Raw genomic sequence first — 16,949 nt, 5'->3', positions numbered from 1 at the left:
TTTTTATGGTGTTTTTCAGGCGGTGCGGGGCCTGTAGGCCACGCCCTTGATCTCGATGAGCAGATGCGGGTGCGGCAATTGGTGCACGGCCACTGTCGTGCGGGTGGGGCCGTTGTAGTCGAAGTATTCGGCCCAGACTTCGTTGTAGCCACCGAAGTCGTTCATGTTCACGAGAAACACGCCGCATTCGACCAAGTCGGAGAGGTCAGCGCCTTCGCTTTGCAATATGTCGCGAATGTTCTCGATCACCGCGCGGGTCTGGGCGCGGATGTCGAGGTTGGTCACGCCCATGGCATCGACCTGCACGCCTTCGAAGGTGTTGTCCTTGCGGCGCGAACTGGTGCCCGAGACATACAGGAAATCGCCTGCGCGCTTGATGTGCGGGAACTTGCCGCGCGGCGTGGCCTTGCCTTCGACCACGGTGGCTTTGCTGTTTATGTCTGACATGTCTATTTGCTCCTTGGATTCTCTGGCTGTGCTCAGGCAGTCGTGTGGAACATCACCGAACCAAGCGACGATGCACCGCTGCCGATGTGGCACTCCACCGTGACGCCGGGGGCGAGCGCCTCGGCTGCTGTGGCCGCACCGGCCATGATCAGCGAGCCTGCGGGCAGCGTCATTTCTGCGCCGCGCAGCAGGCGCGAAGCCTGCACGATGCTGCGCAGCGGCTGACCGAGGATCGCGGCGGTGGAGCCAACCTGGGCGTTGCGGCCGTTGATCTGCAGGCGTACGCCGGCGTTGGTGAGTGCATCGAAGTTGCGCGACCATGGGCCGACGACGAGGCCAGCGGACGAGCAGTTGTCGGCCACCACGTCTTCGAGCGTGAACTTGAAGTTGCGGTAGCGCGAGTCGATGAGTTCCATCGCGGGAGCGACGGCTTCGAGATAGTCGACTGCCTCGAGCGCTGTGAGCGGACCGTTGATGTCCTTCTTCGTGATGAAGCAGACCTCGGGCTCGACGCGTGCGTGGATGTAGCGCTTGAGGTCGACGACCGCGCCTTCTTCTTCGAGCATGGCATCGGTGAGCAGGCCCCAGATGAGGCTGTCCACGCCCATCTGAATCATCTTGGCGCGGCTGGTGAAGCCGAGCTTGATGCCGACCATGCGCTCTCCGCGCTCGATGCGGCGGGCGATCGAGGCGCGTTGGATGACGTAAGCCTCTTCGAGATTGAAGTGGCCCGCTTCAAACTGGTCCACCTCGGCGGCGTGGCGTGCCGCATCGTCCAATGTCTGTGCAACTTGCGCGATCTTCTGCTGGTTCATCGTCCGTCTCTCCATCCTCATGACTGTTTGCCGAACACGGCGCTCACCGAGCCCAGACCTTCGATCCGCGCGGTGTAGACATCGCCGGGTTTCACCACGGCCATGGGGCCGAGTGCTCCGGTCATCACCACGTCGCCCGCCTTGAGCGGCGTGCCCACGCGCACCATGGTGTCCGCGAGCCAGACGGCAGCGTTCAGCGGGTTGCCGAGGCAGGCCGCGCCCACGCCGACCGACACCGGTTCGCCCCTGCAATCCATGCGCATCCCGCAGCCCGCGAGGTCGAGCTTGGCGAGCGGCACAGGCTGCGTGCCGAGCACGAACAACGACGACGAGGCGTTGTCCGCGACGGTGTCGGTCAGGCGGATGTCCCAGTTGGCGATGCGGCTGCCGACGACCTCGATGGCGGCGACGGCGTAGGCGGTCGCACTCAGGATGTCGGCCAGGGTGTGGCGCTCGTGCGGCAGGTCCCGCGCGAGCACCAGCGCAATCTCGGCCTCGGCCTTGGGCTGCTGCAGACGGCTCCAGGCGATCTCCTCGCCATCGCCCACGGCCATTTCGGCGAACAGCGCGCCGAAGTCGGGCGAGTCGACGCCAAGCTGTTTCTGCACGGCGATGGAGGTCAGGCCGATCTTGCGGCCCACGAGTCGATGGCCCATCGCCTTGCGGCGTTCGGTGTTGATCTGCTGGATGGCGTAGGCGGCGGCGATGCCATCACCGCCCAGTTGCGCGATCTCGTCGCGCAGCGGCGTGATGGGCTGGTTGCGTTGCTCGGCCTGCCACAGTCGGTCGGCCATGCCTTGAAGAAGTGCTTGCATGGAGGCGGCTCCTGAATCGTTATGGGAGAGTTGTGGGGTCTGCACCGTTTTGGCAGAACATGAATTCGATCTCGACGAGTGCACCCAAGGGCAGCGCGCTCACGCCCACGGAGGTGCGCGCGGGCGGGGAAATCTGTGTTGTCGGCGTGAACTGCCGCTCCCAGATCTGATTGATCGCGGGAAACAGGTCCATGCGCGTGGTGTAGATGCGCGCGAGCATGAGATCGTCCAAGCCGAAGCGGTAGTCGGGCAGCGCCAGATGCAGGTTGTCGAAGATGCGCTGGGTCTGCGCGGCCACGTCGCCGTCGATGAGCGTGCCGGTTTGAGGATCGAGCGCGACCATGCCGGAGACGATGCCGAGCGCACCGTTTCTTATGCAGGGCGTATACATGAACTTCGGCTGCGGCCCGTGGGCGGAGGTGATGCGTTCGTGCATGATCAGATCGCCACGCAGATGTTGGTGGTTTCGGAGTAGAAATCAAGCGAGAAGCGTCCACCCTCGCGCCCGATGCCCGAGAGCTTGGAGCCGCCGAACGGCGTGCGCAGATCGCGCGAGAACCAGGTGTTGATCCACACGATGCCCGCATGGAACTGGCGCGAGACGCGGTGCGCGCGCGAGAGGTTCGTGGTCCACACGCAGCCCGCGAGGCCGTAGGCCGAATCGTTGACGCGGGCGATGACTTCCTCTTCGGTATCGAACGGGCTGATGTGGCAGACGGGGCCGAAGACTTCTTCGCGCATGCAGCGCGCGGTGTCGGGCAGGCCGGTCCAGATCGTGGGCTGCACGAAAGCGCCGTTGTCGCGCGCGTCGCCGAACGTCGGCACGCCGCCGCCGCTCACCACCGTCGCGCCTTCTTCCACGGCCAGGCGGTAGTACGAGAGCACCTTGTCGCGATGCTCGTGCGAGATCAGCGAGCCCATGAACACGCCTTCCTCGTCGGGCCAGCCGATCTTGAGCGCCTCGGTCTTTGCCTTGAGCGCGGCCACGAACTTGTCAAAGATCGAGCGCTGCACGAACACCCGTTCTGAGCACAGACAGACCTGGCCCGAGTTGGTGAAGCTCGACTTGATGATGCCGTCCACCGCCTGCTCGAAATCGCAATCCTCGAACACGATGGCACCGTTCTTGCCGCCGAGCTCGAAGGAGATGTCCTTCACCCCATCGGCCACGGCCTTCATGATGGCCGCTCCCGTGCGCGACTCGCCGGTGAAGGTGACGGCGTCCACGTCGGGGTGCCTGGTCATCGCTTCGCCTGCCGACCCCGGGCCGAAGCCGTGCACCAGGTTGAACACGCCGGGCGGCACGCCAGCCTCGGCGAACGCCTCAGCCAGCAGCGTGGCCGACGACGGCGTTTCCTCCGACGGCTTGACTACCATGGTGTTGCCGCAGATGAGGGCCGGGCCCGCCTTCCACGTCATCGACAGCAGCGGCAGATTCCATGGACAGATGCTTGCGATCACGCCGAGCGGCTTGCGCACGGTGTAGTTCATCAGTTCCTGACCATTGGCCAGACGCGTCTCGAAATACTCGCCATTCGCTACTTTGCCGAGATCGGCAAAAGTGCGCAGATTGGCCATGCCGCGATAAATGTCGAGCGCACGCGCCTGCGCCATGGGCCTGCCGGTGTCGGCGACCTCTGCGGCGACGAACTCCTCAAAGCGGCGCTCGATCACATCGGCCACCTTGTAGACTAGGGCCGCGCGCTCCTGCACACTCATCTTTCCCCAAGGGCCGTGCAATGCCCTGCGTGCGGCCTGCACCGCACGATCCACGAGCGCCGCGTCGGCCTCGTGAACCTTGCCCAGAAGCGTACCGTCGAGCGGGCTGATGTTGTCGAAAGTCTTGGCCGTCGCGACGAACTCGCCGTCGACGTAGTTGCGCAGGGACACGAGGCCGGGGGGAAGGCCAAAGCGCGGCGGGGTTGTCATTTTTCTGTCTCCACTGAACGGTCTGATGGTGGACAGTCTAGGCAGGGCGGGACGCGTTGAATAATGAAATCGGCTTGCGCATGTATTCCCTGCGAGAATAGATATGGGCATTCAACCCCCGCGGCAGCGGCAGGTCACAGGTGGTGCGTATCGCGGAGCTGCTCAGTCCGCTGATGGCGCATACCGGCTCGCCATGCCGTCATTCCTGCACGGACGATTGACGCAGTGCCTGAATGAAGCTTTGAACGATGGCGCTCTGTTCGCGGTCGGAGCGGATGGTGTAGCCCATGGTCGTGGCCTCGCTCAGGTGATCGAAGGCGAGCACCTTCACCAGTCCCAACTCCTCGAACCTTCGCGCCACGGAGCTCGGCATGATGCAGACCATGTTCCATTTCACGATCAGCTCGAGATTGGTGAGGATGGAGACCGACTCGATCACATGCTCCGGCACCGGCAGCTGTTTTTCACGGAAGAAGGTGAGCACCGCGCGGTAGGTGGCGGAATCGCGCGTGGGGACGATCCATTCGAGGCCGTGCAGCGCGTCCAGAGTGACCGGCTTGCGCCGCTGGGCGAGCGGGTGTTGGGCGGACACCACCACGTTCAAACCTTCGTCGTAGAGCGGCACGTGGCGCAGTGCGCCAAGGCCCTTGCGGTCGGGCAGATAGACGCTCGCGTCTTCAGGAAGAATGCCGAGCACGATGTCCAGCTCGCCCTTGAGCAGCATGGGATAGAGCGTGGCGTTCGCGCCGACCTTCACGGTGACGCTCACGTTCGGCGCGATGCGCTTGAGATGGCCGAGCGCGTTGGGCAGCATGGTGGCGGATGCGGCGATCAACGTGCCGACGATCAGATGTCCTGCCGTGCCGGATTTCCACGAGGCGAGGTCTTCGGACAGATAGCGCAGCTGCGACAGCATGAGCTTGGCGTGGTGCTCGAACTGATGACCGACGTCGGTGAGCGCCATGCCTCGCTTGCTGCGCTCGAACAGCGTGACGCCGAGCTGCTGCTCGAGATCCTGGATCGACTTGCTGATCGCGGGCTGCGTCATCGCGAGCTCGCGCGAGGCCGCGAGCACCGATCCGGACTCGATCACCTTGGTGAAGATCGCGAGCTGCTGCAGCCGCAGTCGCCGCGCGAGCGCGAGGCCGGATGGGAAGGCTGGATCATGCATCGCGGACATTTCGGGCTCTCTGACTGACGCTTCGCGCTTCAGCGCGCCGCAGGCACGACGCCATTGAGCGCCGAGATGTAGTCCACCGGGTCGATGTTGCCGCCCGAGATCACGCAGACCACATCTCCCTTGACGCGCGGATCATTGATCGCCGCAGCCAGCGAAGCGGCGCCCGCGCCCTCGGCAACGACCTTGGCCTTCGCGTACAGCAGCTGCATGGCCTCGACCACTTGTGCGAGCGTGACGACGCTGGTCCCGTCAATCAATTCGCGCACGATGGGCCAGAGCGCGGGCACGACGGTGGGACCGCCGATGCTCTTGATGAAGGAATTCTGCGCATCGACCTCCACCACCTTGCCGGCGGCGAGTGCGGCCGTGGCGGGAGCTGCATGTTCTCCCTCGCAGGCCAGCACCCGCACGCCCGGCTGCAATGCGCGGATGGCCGATGCGACACCAGTGACCAGGCTGCCGCCGCCGATGGGCGAGAGCACCCAGTCGGGGCGGGGCAGGTCTTCCAGAATCTCGAAGCCGATGGAGCCATTGCCCGCGAGCACGCCGTTGTCGGTGACCGGGTTGATCAGCAGTTCGGGGCCTTCGGGCGCGTCTTCTTCGGTGATGTAGTTCCACCAGGTGTCGCCGCTGATGAAACGCACGTCGCCGCCGAGCTTGCGCACGCCCTCGATCTTGGTGAGGGGCGCATCGGTCATCATGTAGGCGGCCATCGAAATGCCCAGCTGCCGCGCGGCCCATGCCGTGCCATAGGCCATGTTGCCCGAGCTCGACACCGCGACGCCGTGCGCGAGCGCTTCGCGATCCCGCGTGAGCAGCGCCGAGAGAGCGGGGCGCAGCTTGAAGGCTCCGATGGGCTGCAGGGTTTCGAGCTTGACGAAGATGCGCCGGTCCTTGAGCGGCAGGCCCAGATCGATGAGCGGCGTGCGTCGCACATAGGGGCTGATGCGCTCACGGGCGGCCGTCATCTCCGTGAGGGTGGGGCGTCGGGGCTGGTTGCGTACTGGCTTCACGGGTGGGTCTCCTGATGGTTTTTCTTGTGTGGTGCCGCATGTCGGCTCGGTGATCGGGCGCGACTTCTGGTCTTATCCTGTTTGTTTTTTGCTTCTGGTTTTCTGCGCGGATGCGGTGCTGGCCGCTGACTTGGCCGCCGGGCTTTTCCTCGCCGGCTTGCCATCCTTGCTCGCCTTGCGCCGCGCCAGCTGTTCCTGCACGGCGTTGGTGCGCTCGAACACGTCCATGGTCGTGCCCGCGTGTTCGGCCATCAGCATCAGGGCGCGGTCCACATCGCGGTCCAGCACCGCGTGGAGCAGCTCGGTATGGTGAGCGGTGCTCATCGCGTTGCGCAGCGCGTCGAAGGCTTCTTTCGCATCGGCCTGCTTGTTCTTGAACACCGGAAGAATCGCGAGCACGCGGTGATGGCGCTGCAGCTGTTCGTGGATCTGCGCCTGAAACCGCAGCAGCCACTTGGAGACCGCCGCGCTCAGCAGCGTCTGGTGGAATGCGGCGTGAAGGTGCTCCCACTGGCTCAACGTTTCTTCGGACGGATCATCCACCGGCAGCGTGCAGCGGCTCAGCCGGTGGTGCGCGGCCACGAGAGACGCCTCCCATTCGGCATCGCCGTTCTCGATGGCCTCCTTCAGGAGCGGCAGTTCGATGGCCTGGCGGGCGCGCTGCAGATCGTCGAGCTCTTCGCTCGACACCGGGGCGACCGCGAAGCCGCGATTGCGCCGGTACACCACCAGCCGCTCGGCCTCGAGCCGCGCCAACGCCTCGCGCACCGGTGTCCAGCTCAGGCCATAGCTGGCTTTGAGTGAGCTGGGGCGCAGAGCCGTGTCGGCAGGCAGTCTGGCGGCCAGGATTTCACGACGCAGCAATTGGTAGGCGGCATCGGTCTTGGAGTCTCCGTCGGCAGTCATTTGGATGGCATACCTTTCACTCAAGGGTAAATACCAAGATCTATATCTGGTATGTAACTTAATATTCGATCCCGCAAACTATATATTATTTTTGCGTTGCAGATACCTCCCTCTAACCCTAACGACCCGGCACCCTGAACGCCGGGCAACTCAGGAGACAAGACATGGTTGCCACCACATCCCGCACGGGTTTCAACAAGGCGCTGATCGCAGGTGCTCTGCTGACCGCATTCGCCGGCAGCGTCTGGGCCGAGCCGATGAAGATCGCCATCGCCAATTTCGGTGATCACCCGCAGCTCAACGAATCCGTGACCGGCTTCAAGAAGCAGCTCGCCAAGGAAGGCTTTGTGGAAGGCAAGGACGTGGTCTACGAACTGAGCCACACCAACTTCGACGCCACTTTGCTGCCGCAGATGATCGCCAAGCTGCAGGCGGGCAAGCCCAAGCTGATGATGACCATCACCACGCCGGTCTCCCAGGTCGCCAAGAAGACGCTGCAGAACTCCGGCATTCCGGTGGTCTTCAGCGTGGTGACGGATCCGGTGGCGGCCAAGCTCACGCCGTCGTGGGACAAGGGCGATGTCGGCATCACCGGTTCGTCCGACCTGCAGGACATGAACGCCGTGATGCAGTTCGCTCACAAGCTGGTGCCCAATTCCAAGAATTTCGGCATGCCTTACAACCCCGGCGAGGCCAACGACGTGGCTCTGCTCGAGAAGGTCAAGCAGGCCGGTGCCGGCAGCGACTACAAGATCGTCTCGGTGGGGGTGGACAACGCCAACGACATCCAGCAGCGCATCACCTCGCTCAAGGGCAAGGTCGACGTGCTCTACAACCCCACCTCCAACCTGCTGCAGCCAGCGACCCCGGCCGTATCGGCCGCCGCGCGCCAGATCGGCGTTCCGCTGATGGGCGCGGACCCCGAGCCGGTGCACAAGGGCCTGGTGGTGGCGGCCGTGGCCGTGCGCTACGAGAAGGTCGGCGAGAACGCGGGCAAGATCGCCGCGCGCATTCTGCGTGGTGAAGACCCCAAGAACATCGCCCCGATGAAGCCCACGCTGGCCGACCACGAGACCGTCGTCTCGCGCTCCGCGCTCAAGGCCTTCAAGATGACCGCGCCCGCGTCCATCGCGGACTGCAAGTGCTTTGTGGACTGATGGCCTCCAGCGCCACGTTAACGGGACAGTGATTCAAACGTGATTCAAACCGGGCGAGGGTGTCTATCCAAGCCTTCGCCCGGCGAGCAATCCGAGGAGACAAGACAGTCATGCTGGAAGTAAGAAACGCACGCAAGGTGTTCTATCGCGGCAAGCCCGACGAGAAGATCGCGCTCAACGACCTGAACCTCAAACTGGGCACAGGGGAGTTCGGCATCATCATCGGCACCAACGGCGCTGGCAAGAGCACCATGCTCAACGCCATCAGCGGCGCACTGCCGCTCGATTCGGGCTCGGTGGTGGTCGGCCACGAGGACGTCACCCATCTGCCCGTGCACAAGCGTGCCGAGCGCATCACCCGCGTGTTCCAGGATCCGATGAAGGGCACTGCCGCCAGCATGACGATTGCCGAGAACATGCTGCTGGCCGAGCTGCGCGTGCAAAAGCGCACGCTGCGCCCCGGCCTCACGGCGGCACGCCGCGCGCTGTACCGCGAGCGCCTGTCGGTGCTGGGCCTCGGCCTTGAAGACCGGCTCGACGCGCGCGTCGACCTGCTCTCGGGCGGACAGCGCCAGTCGCTCTCGCTGGTGATGGCGGTGAGCACATCGCCCCAACTGCTGCTGCTCGACGAGCACACGGCTGCGCTCGATCCGCGTACCGCAGACCTCGTGATGGCGGCCACCGTCAAGGCGGTCGAGGCCTTCAAGCTCACCGTGCTGATGGTCACCCACAACATGCAGCACGCCATCGACTTTGGCCACCGCGTGTTCATGGTGGACGCGGGCCGCGTGAAACTGGAGATCGGCCCCGATGAAAAGAAGGGCCTCACCGTGCCCGACCTGATCTCCCACTTCTCCACCAAGAGCGACCGCATGTTGCTGGCGAGCTGATCACCATGACCGAATTCATCCAAACCACCTTTTCGACGTTCTACGCACTGATTCCCGTCACCATCGCGCAGAGCCTGATCATGGGCTTCGTGGTGCTTGGCATCATGCTGCCTTTTCGCGTGCTTAACTTCCCCGACATGACGGCGGAGGGCGCGTTCCCGCTCGGCGGCTGCGTCGCCACCGTGCTCATCGTCTCCGGTGTGAATCCTTGGCTGGCCGTGGCCGTCGCCATTCTCGCGGGCTTCATCGCGGGATGCTGCACCGCCTACATCCACCTGCGCTTTCGCATCCACACGCTGCTCGCTGGTATCTTGATGACGACGATGCTCTACAGCATCAACCTGCGCATCATGGGCCGATCCAACATCTCGCTGTTCGGCAGCGACAGCATTCTGGACGTGATTCCCGTGGCCGACGCGGGCTCTCCCTGGAACAAGATCGCCATCGTCGGCGTGCTGCTGGCCATCGCCTTCTTCGTGATGAACTACTTCTTCAAGACCGAGAAGGGCACCGCCATGCGCGCCGTGGGCGCCAACCCCGACATGTCGGAAGCGCAGGGCATCAACGTCTGGACCGCCACCATCATCGGCATCGGCATCGCCGGTGGCTTCTCCGCCATGGCGGGCGCGCTGATGGTGCAGTCGCAGGGCTTCGGCGACATCAACATGGGCCTGGGTGTGCTGATCAACGGACTGGCCGCGCTGATGATCGGCGAGGCCATCATCGGCAACCAGACCGTGTTCCGCCAACTGCTCGCTCCCATCGTCGGCGCGCTGATCTACTATCAGCTGATCTCGCTGTGCCTGGCCGCCAACATGCCGCCGCCGGATCTCAAGCTCGCCACCGGCCTGTTCGTGCTGTTCATGCTCGGCCTGCCATCGCTGCGCGGTGGCCGCAAGAGCGGCAGCGCCCCTGGCCGCGAGGCCATGCGCGAGCGACCTGCAGCTTGATGCCGAATCGGCGCACGACACCAAGAATCCATTCCGGCCATTTTTACTCCACGCCCCCCTGGTGCCCCATAACGGCATCCCAGCGGGGCGGCCATTCTCGACAGGACCTTTCATGACAACCCAGAAAATCACACTCGCCGACTGCCGCGCTCTGGACGCGAGCGACCCGCTGGCGAAGCTGCGCGACCAGTTCGATCTGCCCTCCGACGTCATCTACCTCGACGGCAACTCGCTCGGCGCCATGCCCAAGACATCGGCCAAGCGCGCGCAAGACGTCATCACCCAAGAATGGGGCGTGGGCCTGATCCGCAGCTGGAACACCGCCGGCTGGTTCGACATGCCGCGAAAGCTCGGCAACCAGCTCGCGCGCCTCGTGGGCGGCAAGGACAACGAGGTCATCGTGACCGACACCACGTCCACCAACCTGTTCAAGGTGATGGCCGCCGCGCTGCGCCAGCAAAAGGAAAAGGCGCCCGCGCGCCGCGTCATCGTCTCCGAGCGCAACAACTTCCCGACCGACCTGTACATCACCCAGGGACTGATGGACATGCTGAGCTCGCTCGGCAGCGCAGACTACGAACTGCGCCTCGTTGACGGCGCCGCAGGTCTTGAAGCCGCACTGACCGAAGACGTCGCCGTGGTGCTGCTGACCCACGTGAACTACCAGACCGGCTACATGTACGACATGGCCGACATCACCGCCAAGGCTCACAAGGTCGGCGCGCTCACGATCTGGGATCTGTGCCACTCCGCAGGCGCGGTGCCCGTTGACCTGAACGGCGCGAACGCTGACTACGCCGTCGGCTGCACCTACAAGTTCCTGAACGGCGGCCCCGGTTCGCCCGCGTTCCTCTGGGTCAACCCCAAGTACCAGGAAAGCTTCTGGCAGCCCCTGTCCGGCTGGTGGGGCCACGCCCGCCCCTTCGCGATGGAGTCGAACTACGACCCGCATCAGGGCGTCAAGCGCTATCTCTGCGGCACCCAGGCCATCACCTCGCTCGCCATGGTGGAAAACGGCCTCGACACCTTTGCCGACACCAACATGGACGAGCTGCGCGTGAAGTCACTCCAGTTGACCACGCTGTTCATCGATCTGGTGAATCAGGAGTGCGAGGGCTTCCCGCTCACGCTGAACACCCCGCTGGACACCAAGTACCGCGGCAGCCAGGTCGGCTTTGAACACCCGCACGGCTTTGCCGTGGTGCAGGCCCTGATCGAGCGCGGCGTGATCCCGGACTACCGCGAGCCCAAGATCATGCGCTTCGGCTTCACGCCGCTGTACATCGGGTTTGAAGACGTGTGGAACGCGGTCGCGGTGCTCAAGGACATTCTGGTGAGCAAGAGCTGGGACCAGCCGAAGTTCCATCAGCGCGGGACGGTGACCTGATTGGATTCAGGGTTGATATTTGACTGACTGACTGGCTGCGGCGCGTTCTGGATGTGCTGCAGCCAGGGTTTGAAGGTCTGGGCCGCTGCTTTGTACACGGCCTTTTTTTGTGCGCGGCCTTTTCTGTTGTGGAGGCGCTGGTCGTCCTTTCTTAGGTGCGACGTTGAGCTTTCATGCACCTTGCTCGTTCGGCGTCTGCCTTTGCACCTCGTAGCGCAATTCCGCCATGCCTGCGCCCATCTTGTGAACAGACGCAAGTTGCAGACTGGGATGGAGTGCTCTGCGCGGGAACAATGGCTTGCCTTTGCCCAGCGTCACAGCGCCGATCTGGACAATGATTTCATCCAGCAATTCAGCGTCGTAGAACTGCCCGGCAAGATCGCCACCACCGACGATCCAAATGTTCTTGTCCCCCGCAACGGCGCGCATCGCGGCATGGACGGATCGCACATCGCCGTTGACGAATTGGATATTCGCACCGCCAATGTTCTGAAGCTCGCGGCTGGTAAATACCCACGCGGGCTGTGAATATGGCCATGGAGAACCCGTCTCCGAAGCCACTTTTTCAGCATTGCGCAACATCCACTCGTAGGTGGAAGAGCCCATAGCCAAAGCTCCAACGTGGGAAATGAACGTTGGATAGCTGGACTCATTCACGTTGCCCAAGGCGAAAAGCCAATCCAGGGAGTCGTCCTCGGTTGCGAGGAAGCCGTCCAGGCTGGTGGCGGTGTAGTACTGCGTTTTCATGGGCCAAATTGTAGGTGTGGTCGTACGGACGGTCGCTGGCGAGTTTCGTGTGTTTCAGAGAAATTCGGTCGTGATCGCGGAAACTCAACGGCATGCATTTGATGACATCGGAGGTCGAATGTCGAATGCCTGCTGTTGGCAGCAAGCTGAATCTGAATTCGCCGTGTAATTGCCTCTCTCGGAAATACCCAAGCGACACAACGGAGAGCCGGAACGCGTTGCAGGCGCGGAGACTGGCAGAATGCGTGCGCAGAGGACGACACTATGCGCTTACCTTCCCGCCACATCCCTCCACGCAGAACCCCGTCTCGTGCAGCGCCGACGGCCCTGTGCTGCTTCTTTGCCGCCATGGCGCTGGCGTTCTGGTGGATGGCATCGATTCAGGCAGTTTTGGCGGTAACCGCTTTTGTCGCGGTAGCCGGCATCGCAGCCGGCTCGACGGAATCCAAGCGCCGCGCCCGTCTGCTTCAACTGGCCGCAGAGCGGCAAGGTGAATCGATCTGCCAATTTGCGCGCAGCTTTGACACGCGGGTGGTGGATACGTGGATCATCCGTGCCGTCCACGACACGCTGCTGCAGGAGCTGGAAGCACGCCGCGCGGCATTTCCGGTCCGGGCTTCCGATCGCTTGGATGATATGTTTTTCGATGCCGACGACCTCGACATGGCCGTTGCGCCCGAGGTCGCGCGGCGCGCGGGGCGCTCGCTCGACAACGGGGCGGCGAATCCTTATTTCGGCAAGGTGCAGACCGTTGGCGATCTGGTCATGTTCTTTCATTTTCAGGCGAAAGAATGCAGCACCCCGGGCGGTCTGGCTAGCCGATGCAGGCCACGGCCTTGATCTCCACCACCATGTCCGGATGCGGCAAGCCGCGCACGACGATGGTGGTGCGTGTCGGCGCTTGGTGTTCGTCGAAGAACTCCGCCCATGCTTCGTTGAACGCGGCGAAGTCGCCCTGATCGACGAGGTAGCAGGTCAGGTCGATGCAGTCCGTAAGGCTCGCTCCGGCTTCGCTCAGGATGGCTTCGATGTTGCGCAGCACGCGTCTTGTCTGCGTGGGCACGTCGTATTCGACGTGGCCGTCGGCGTGGTGCCGCACGCCGTCGATGTTGCCATCGGGCATGCGCGCGCTCACGCCGGCGACGTAGATGGTGTTGCCGTTCTGTCGCCAGCGTGCGTAGTTGCCGAGCGGTTTCGGCAGGCCTGTGGGGGCCGCGCCGATCGTCATCGCTGCATGCCTTCCATGCCCTTCACGCCCATATCGAAGCCGATGTCGCGCAGTTGCGCCATCATGCCGTCGGCCCAAGATGGGTTAGCGGGTGTCAGCGGTGGGCGCACATGTTCCCATTCCTTGTCGCCAAAGGCCTTGGCGACGACATGCTTGAGCGCGGGGATCATGGGCTGGGACTGGAAGATGTTGCGCACTGCCTTGAGCTGGGCTTGCATCGCGTCGAACTCCGGTGTTCCCCAGGCCTTGAGCGCGCGGTCGATCAGCTGTGGCTGGACGTTGGCGGTGGCCGAGATGCAGCCCGCAGCGCCGAGCGGCAGGGCCTTTTCGAGCAGGGCTTCAGAGGCGGGGTAGACCTCGAAGCCGGGGAATTCGCGCAGCATCCGTTCGGTGTTTTCCCAGTTGCCCGAGCTGTCTTTGATGCCGACGACGGTACGCGGGTACGACTTGATCAGGCGCGCGATCAAATCGCAGCTGATGGGCACGCCGGTGAACTGGGGGATGTGATAGAGGTAGAGTTTGAGCCGGTCGGAACCCACGGACTCGATGATGTTGGCGTAGTAGGCGAAGAGGCCGTCGTCGGATGCGGGTTTGAAGTAGAACGGCGGCAGGGTCAGCGTGCCTGCGCAGCCCAGCGCCACCGCGGCGCGCGTGAGCGAGATGGTCTCGGGCAGGGCGCAGAGGCCGGTGCCGGGAATCACGCGGTTGGCTGGGATGCCCGCGTCGACCAGTTGCTCGAGCAGCGTGATCTTTTCTTCGAGCCCGAGCGAGTTGGCTTCGCTGTTGGTGCCGAACACCGCCAGACCAGCGCCTTGCGAAACAAGCCAGCGGCAAAAGTGGATGAAGGCCGTGCTGTTGACCGTGAGGTCGGCGTTGAAGGGCGTGAGCGCGGGGGTGAAAACCTGCGGGCTGCGTGGCGTGGTGCGTGGTGTGTTGTCCGTCATTGTGGCTGTCTCCGTTGTTGAATATCGGGTGCTCAGAGCGTGTTGGCGATCTCAGGCTGCGGGCGTTTGCGCGTCGCGCATGAAGGCGATGAGTTCGGGGCCCAGTGTTTCCTCGCCGCTGTTGAAGTGGGCGACGATGGAGGTGTGGTTGTGCCGGGGCAGCGCGGTGAAGCGGGTGAGGGCGGTGCGCGGTGGCTGCTTTGCGGCCTCGAAGAATTCCTGGCCGTAGCGGTCCAGATGCGTGTTCTCGTGTTCGGCCACGGCGATCAGCAACGGCACGTTGCAGCGCTGCACATGGGAGGAGGGGGAGCGCGCGGCGTAAAGCGATGCGTCTTCGCCGAAATAGGCGCGCACGCCGTTGGCGTTGGGGTTGTCGGGCAGCACATCGGCGGTGAGGCGCGCGCTGATCAGCATGGCGCCCGCGATGTCATCCTCCGTGAGCCGGCCGTTCACGGCGGGATCGAACAGGGCGCTCGCCACATGCGAGCCGCCCGCCGAGTGGCCCATGAGAAAGATGCGCGCGGGGTTGCCGCCGAAGGCCGCGATGTGCCGCTGCACCCAGCGCACGGCGGCGATCACGTCATCCGCGCCTCCGGGATAGGGCGCATCGTGGGCAAGGCGATATTCCACATTCACCGCGACGCAGTTCTGGTGCGCGAACCAGTAGGTGACGTTGTCATAGATGGCGCCGTTGGCACTCTTGTTGCCGCGGATGAAGGCACCGCCGTGAAAGAACATGAGCACGTCGCGGGGCTTTGCCGCCGCGTTGCGCCATGCCGCGCGGCTGTAGACGTCGAGCCGCTGGCGCTCCGCTTCTCCGTAGTGGACATCGCGCTCCACGTCGATGCCGCCGTTGTCGGTCTGCAGCACCAGCGGCGAGTAGGTCTTCACCGCCAGATCGCGATGCGCATTGATGTCGGTGGCCCAGATGGCTCCGGCCGCGTCGAGTTGCGCCTGCTGATCCGCGTTGAGCGTGCCGAAGGGGTGTGATGAGTGATGCATGTCAAAAATTATACACATTGATTGTTTGGTATACCAATATCAAATTTAATCGATATAATTTTCTGGTCAACACACTCATCAGGAGACTTTGGTATGGAAAAACTCAGACACATCGCCTTGTCCGTCAGCGACCCCGAGGCAGCTGCCACGTTCTTTGAACAGGCGTTCGGCATGACGCGCGCCGGTCGCGCGATGCGCGGCTGGTACATGACGGACGGCGTGATGAACGTCGCGCTGCTGAACTTCAAGGACGAGGCGGTGCCGGGTTACGAAAAGCTCAAGGACGTGCGCGGCGTGATTCACTTCGGCATGTGGGTGGACAACCTCGAAGAGGCTGAGAAGAAGGTGATCGCCGCCGGTGGCACCTATCTCACGGGTCGCAAGGAGACTGATCCCAACGTGTTCTACGAAGTGAAGTACCGCACGCCCGACGGCATCGTTTTCGACATCACCGAGTCGGGCTGGAAGGGCGCGGTCAAGGAGGTCGCTCCGGTGGAAGCCGCAGAGACCAAGCCCGCGTGAGCGAAGGGCACGCATCTGATGCCGCCATGCGGGAACGCCCGCATGTGCTGGCGTTGATCCCGCTGCCGGAGGTCACGCGCCGCGCGCTTTCGACCCTCTACGATTTGCACATGGCAGAGCGCGGGCCGGGCGAGGTCGACGATGCCGGCGATGCCGTGCCGCTCGACCGCATCGTGGCCGTGGTCACCAATGGCACGACGGGCCTCGGCGCGGAGCTGATGCGCCGCATGCCCGCGCTGCGCGTGGTGAGCGCGTTTGGCGTAGGACATGAAAACGTCGATCTCGCCTGCGCGACGCAGCGGGGCGTCGTCGTCACGAATGCGCCGGGCACGAACGACGAGACCGTGGCCGATCACGCACTGGGCTTCCTGCTCGCGCTCGGCCGCGGCTACGGCGCGCTCACGCAGGCGGTGCGCGCGGGTGACTGGGAGCGGTTGCGCACCGCGCGGCCCACGCTCAGCGGTAGCGTGGTCGGGATCATCGGCATGGGCCGCATCGGCCAGGGCATCGCGCGGCGCTGCGCGGCGTTCGGCATGCGGGTGTTGTACTGCACCCGTACTCCGCGTGCGGAACTGGCCTATGACTACGAGGCTGATCTGCTCGCGATGGCCGGGCGCTGCGACTATCTGGTCGCAGCCTGTCCGGGCGGTGCCGCCACCCGCCACATCATCGACGCCGACGTGCTGCGCGCGCTGGGGCCGCAGGGTTTTGTGGTGAACGTGGCGCGTGGCTCGGTGGTGAACACGGGCGATCTGGTGCATGCCATGCAGCATGGGCTGATCGCGGGTGCTGGTCTGGACGTTCTGGAAGACGAGCCACTGGTGCCCGAGGCGCTCAAATCCCTCGACAACGTGCTGATCACGCCGCACATGGCGGGCCGCTCGCCAGCAGCCCAGCAGGCGCAGACGGATGCGCTGCTGGCCAGCTTTGCCGACGTGCTCGCGGGACGTCGGCCGGAGCACGTCGTTTCATGAATCGCTGATTTCTGGTTCATTGAATGGCAACGAAAAAGCTCGG

19 protein-coding genes are annotated in these 16,949 nt (G+C 63.8%); 7 read left to right on the top strand and 12 right to left on the bottom strand.

Annotated elements, in window-relative coordinates; genetic code table 11:
* Positions 1–15: 15 nt before the first annotated feature.
* The 8 genes from ISG32_RS21280 to ISG32_RS21245 all read right to left on the bottom strand — a co-directional run bounded on the left by ISG32_RS21280 (position 16) and on the right by ISG32_RS21245 (position 7,105).
* A complete protein-coding gene (locus ISG32_RS21280; protein ID WP_194773033.1) occupies positions 16–447 on the bottom strand; it encodes a RidA family protein in 432 nt (143 codons plus the stop codon).
* Between the two features lie 32 nt (positions 448–479).
* On the bottom strand, positions 480–1,262 hold the full coding sequence (locus tag ISG32_RS21275) for a 2-keto-4-pentenoate hydratase (protein ID WP_194773032.1): 783 nt from the start codon (positions 1,260–1,262) through the stop codon (positions 480–482).
* Positions 1,263–1,279: 17 nt separating this feature from the next.
* Entirely contained in the window at positions 1,280–2,077 is a 798-nt protein-coding gene (locus ISG32_RS21270) for a 2-keto-4-pentenoate hydratase (protein WP_194773031.1), read from the bottom strand.
* Positions 2,078–2,096: 19 nt separating this feature from the next.
* The gene (locus ISG32_RS21265) at positions 2,097–2,513 is read right to left on the bottom strand and encodes a RidA family protein (protein WP_194773030.1); all 417 of its coding nucleotides are present in this window, start codon (positions 2,511–2,513) and stop codon (positions 2,097–2,099) included.
* 2 nt (positions 2,514–2,515) lie between these two features.
* Positions 2,516–4,006 carry a 2-hydroxymuconic semialdehyde dehydrogenase gene (locus ISG32_RS21260; RefSeq protein ID WP_194773029.1) on the bottom strand — a complete coding sequence of 497 codons (1,491 nt, stop codon included), beginning with the start codon at positions 4,004–4,006 and terminating at the stop codon, positions 2,516–2,518.
* A gap of 199 nt (positions 4,007–4,205) precedes the next feature.
* Complete coding sequence (locus ISG32_RS21255) at positions 4,206–5,186, bottom strand: LysR family transcriptional regulator (protein WP_194773028.1); 981 nt, start codon at positions 5,184–5,186, stop codon at positions 4,206–4,208.
* A gap of 29 nt (positions 5,187–5,215) precedes the next feature.
* Entirely contained in the window at positions 5,216–6,199 is a 984-nt protein-coding gene (locus tag ISG32_RS21250; RefSeq protein WP_323745974.1) for a pyridoxal-phosphate dependent enzyme, read from the bottom strand.
* Positions 6,200–6,271: 72 nt separating this feature from the next.
* Positions 6,272–7,105, bottom strand: coding sequence for a GntR family transcriptional regulator (locus ISG32_RS21245; RefSeq protein ID WP_194773027.1), 834 nt, complete (start codon positions 7,103–7,105; stop codon positions 6,272–6,274).
* A gap of 164 nt (positions 7,106–7,269) precedes the next feature.
* Between ISG32_RS21245 and ISG32_RS21240 the strand changes: the two genes are divergently transcribed.
* From ISG32_RS21240 to kynU, 4 genes are all read left to right on the top strand, one after another.
* Entirely contained in the window at positions 7,270–8,262 is a 993-nt protein-coding gene (locus ISG32_RS21240; RefSeq protein WP_194773026.1) for an ABC transporter substrate-binding protein, read from the top strand.
* Positions 8,263–8,372: 110 nt separating this feature from the next.
* Positions 8,373–9,152, top strand: coding sequence for an ABC transporter ATP-binding protein (locus ISG32_RS21235; RefSeq protein WP_194773025.1), 780 nt, complete (start codon positions 8,373–8,375; stop codon positions 9,150–9,152).
* Between the two features lie 5 nt (positions 9,153–9,157).
* On the top strand, positions 9,158–10,102 hold the full coding sequence (locus tag ISG32_RS21230) for an ABC transporter permease (protein ID WP_194773024.1): 945 nt from the start codon (positions 9,158–9,160) through the stop codon (positions 10,100–10,102).
* Between the two features lie 112 nt (positions 10,103–10,214).
* Positions 10,215–11,489, top strand: coding sequence for a kynureninase (gene kynU, locus ISG32_RS21225; RefSeq protein ID WP_194773023.1), 1,275 nt, complete (start codon positions 10,215–10,217; stop codon positions 11,487–11,489).
* A 171-nt stretch (positions 11,490–11,660) separates the two neighbouring features.
* Here kynU and ISG32_RS21220 read toward each other — a convergent pair whose 3' ends face one another.
* Positions 11,661–12,236 (bottom strand): dihydrofolate reductase family protein, encoded by a 576-nt coding sequence (locus tag ISG32_RS21220; RefSeq protein ID WP_194773022.1) that lies wholly within the window; start codon positions 12,234–12,236, stop codon positions 11,661–11,663.
* 348 nt (positions 12,237–12,584) lie between these two features.
* Between ISG32_RS21220 and ISG32_RS21215 the strand changes: the two genes are divergently transcribed.
* A complete protein-coding gene (locus ISG32_RS21215; protein ID WP_228529993.1) occupies positions 12,585–13,076 on the top strand; it encodes a hypothetical protein in 492 nt (163 codons plus the stop codon).
* On the opposite strand, the gene ISG32_RS21210 is transcribed toward ISG32_RS21215, so the two are convergent.
* From ISG32_RS21210 to ISG32_RS21200, 3 genes are read right to left on the bottom strand one after another with little or no spacing between them, the layout of a single operon-like run.
* On the bottom strand, positions 13,051–13,464 hold the full coding sequence (locus ISG32_RS21210) for a RidA family protein (RefSeq protein ID WP_194773021.1): 414 nt from the start codon (positions 13,462–13,464) through the stop codon (positions 13,051–13,053). The two genes, ISG32_RS21215 and ISG32_RS21210, sit on opposite strands and share 26 nt — an antisense overlap.
* Positions 13,461–14,408 (bottom strand): dihydrodipicolinate synthase family protein, encoded by a 948-nt coding sequence (locus ISG32_RS21205; protein ID WP_194773020.1) that lies wholly within the window; start codon positions 14,406–14,408, stop codon positions 13,461–13,463. Before ISG32_RS21205 ends, ISG32_RS21210 begins: the two co-directional genes overlap by 4 nt.
* Positions 14,409–14,459: 51 nt before the next feature.
* Positions 14,460–15,410, bottom strand: a complete 951-nt coding sequence (locus ISG32_RS21200; protein ID WP_194773019.1) for an alpha/beta hydrolase — start codon at positions 15,408–15,410, stop codon at positions 14,460–14,462.
* A 93-nt stretch (positions 15,411–15,503) separates the two neighbouring features.
* Here ISG32_RS21200 and ISG32_RS21195 point away from each other — a divergent pair, with 93 nt between their 5' ends.
* Positions 15,504–15,932 (top strand): VOC family protein, encoded by a 429-nt coding sequence (locus ISG32_RS21195; protein ID WP_194773018.1) that lies wholly within the window; start codon positions 15,504–15,506, stop codon positions 15,930–15,932.
* On the top strand, positions 15,929–16,906 hold the full coding sequence (locus ISG32_RS21190; protein ID WP_323745973.1) for a 2-hydroxyacid dehydrogenase: 978 nt from the start codon (positions 15,929–15,931) through the stop codon (positions 16,904–16,906). Before ISG32_RS21195 ends, ISG32_RS21190 begins: the two co-directional genes overlap by 4 nt.
* Positions 16,907–16,949 lie beyond the last annotated feature (43 nt).

This window comes from Diaphorobacter caeni (assembly GCF_015354245.1).
Lineage (GTDB): Bacteria > Pseudomonadota > Gammaproteobacteria > Burkholderiales > Burkholderiaceae_C > Diaphorobacter_A > Diaphorobacter_A caeni.
The sequence above is the reverse complement of the archived record's forward strand: the minus strand, read 5'-3'. Positions and strand labels throughout refer to the sequence as shown.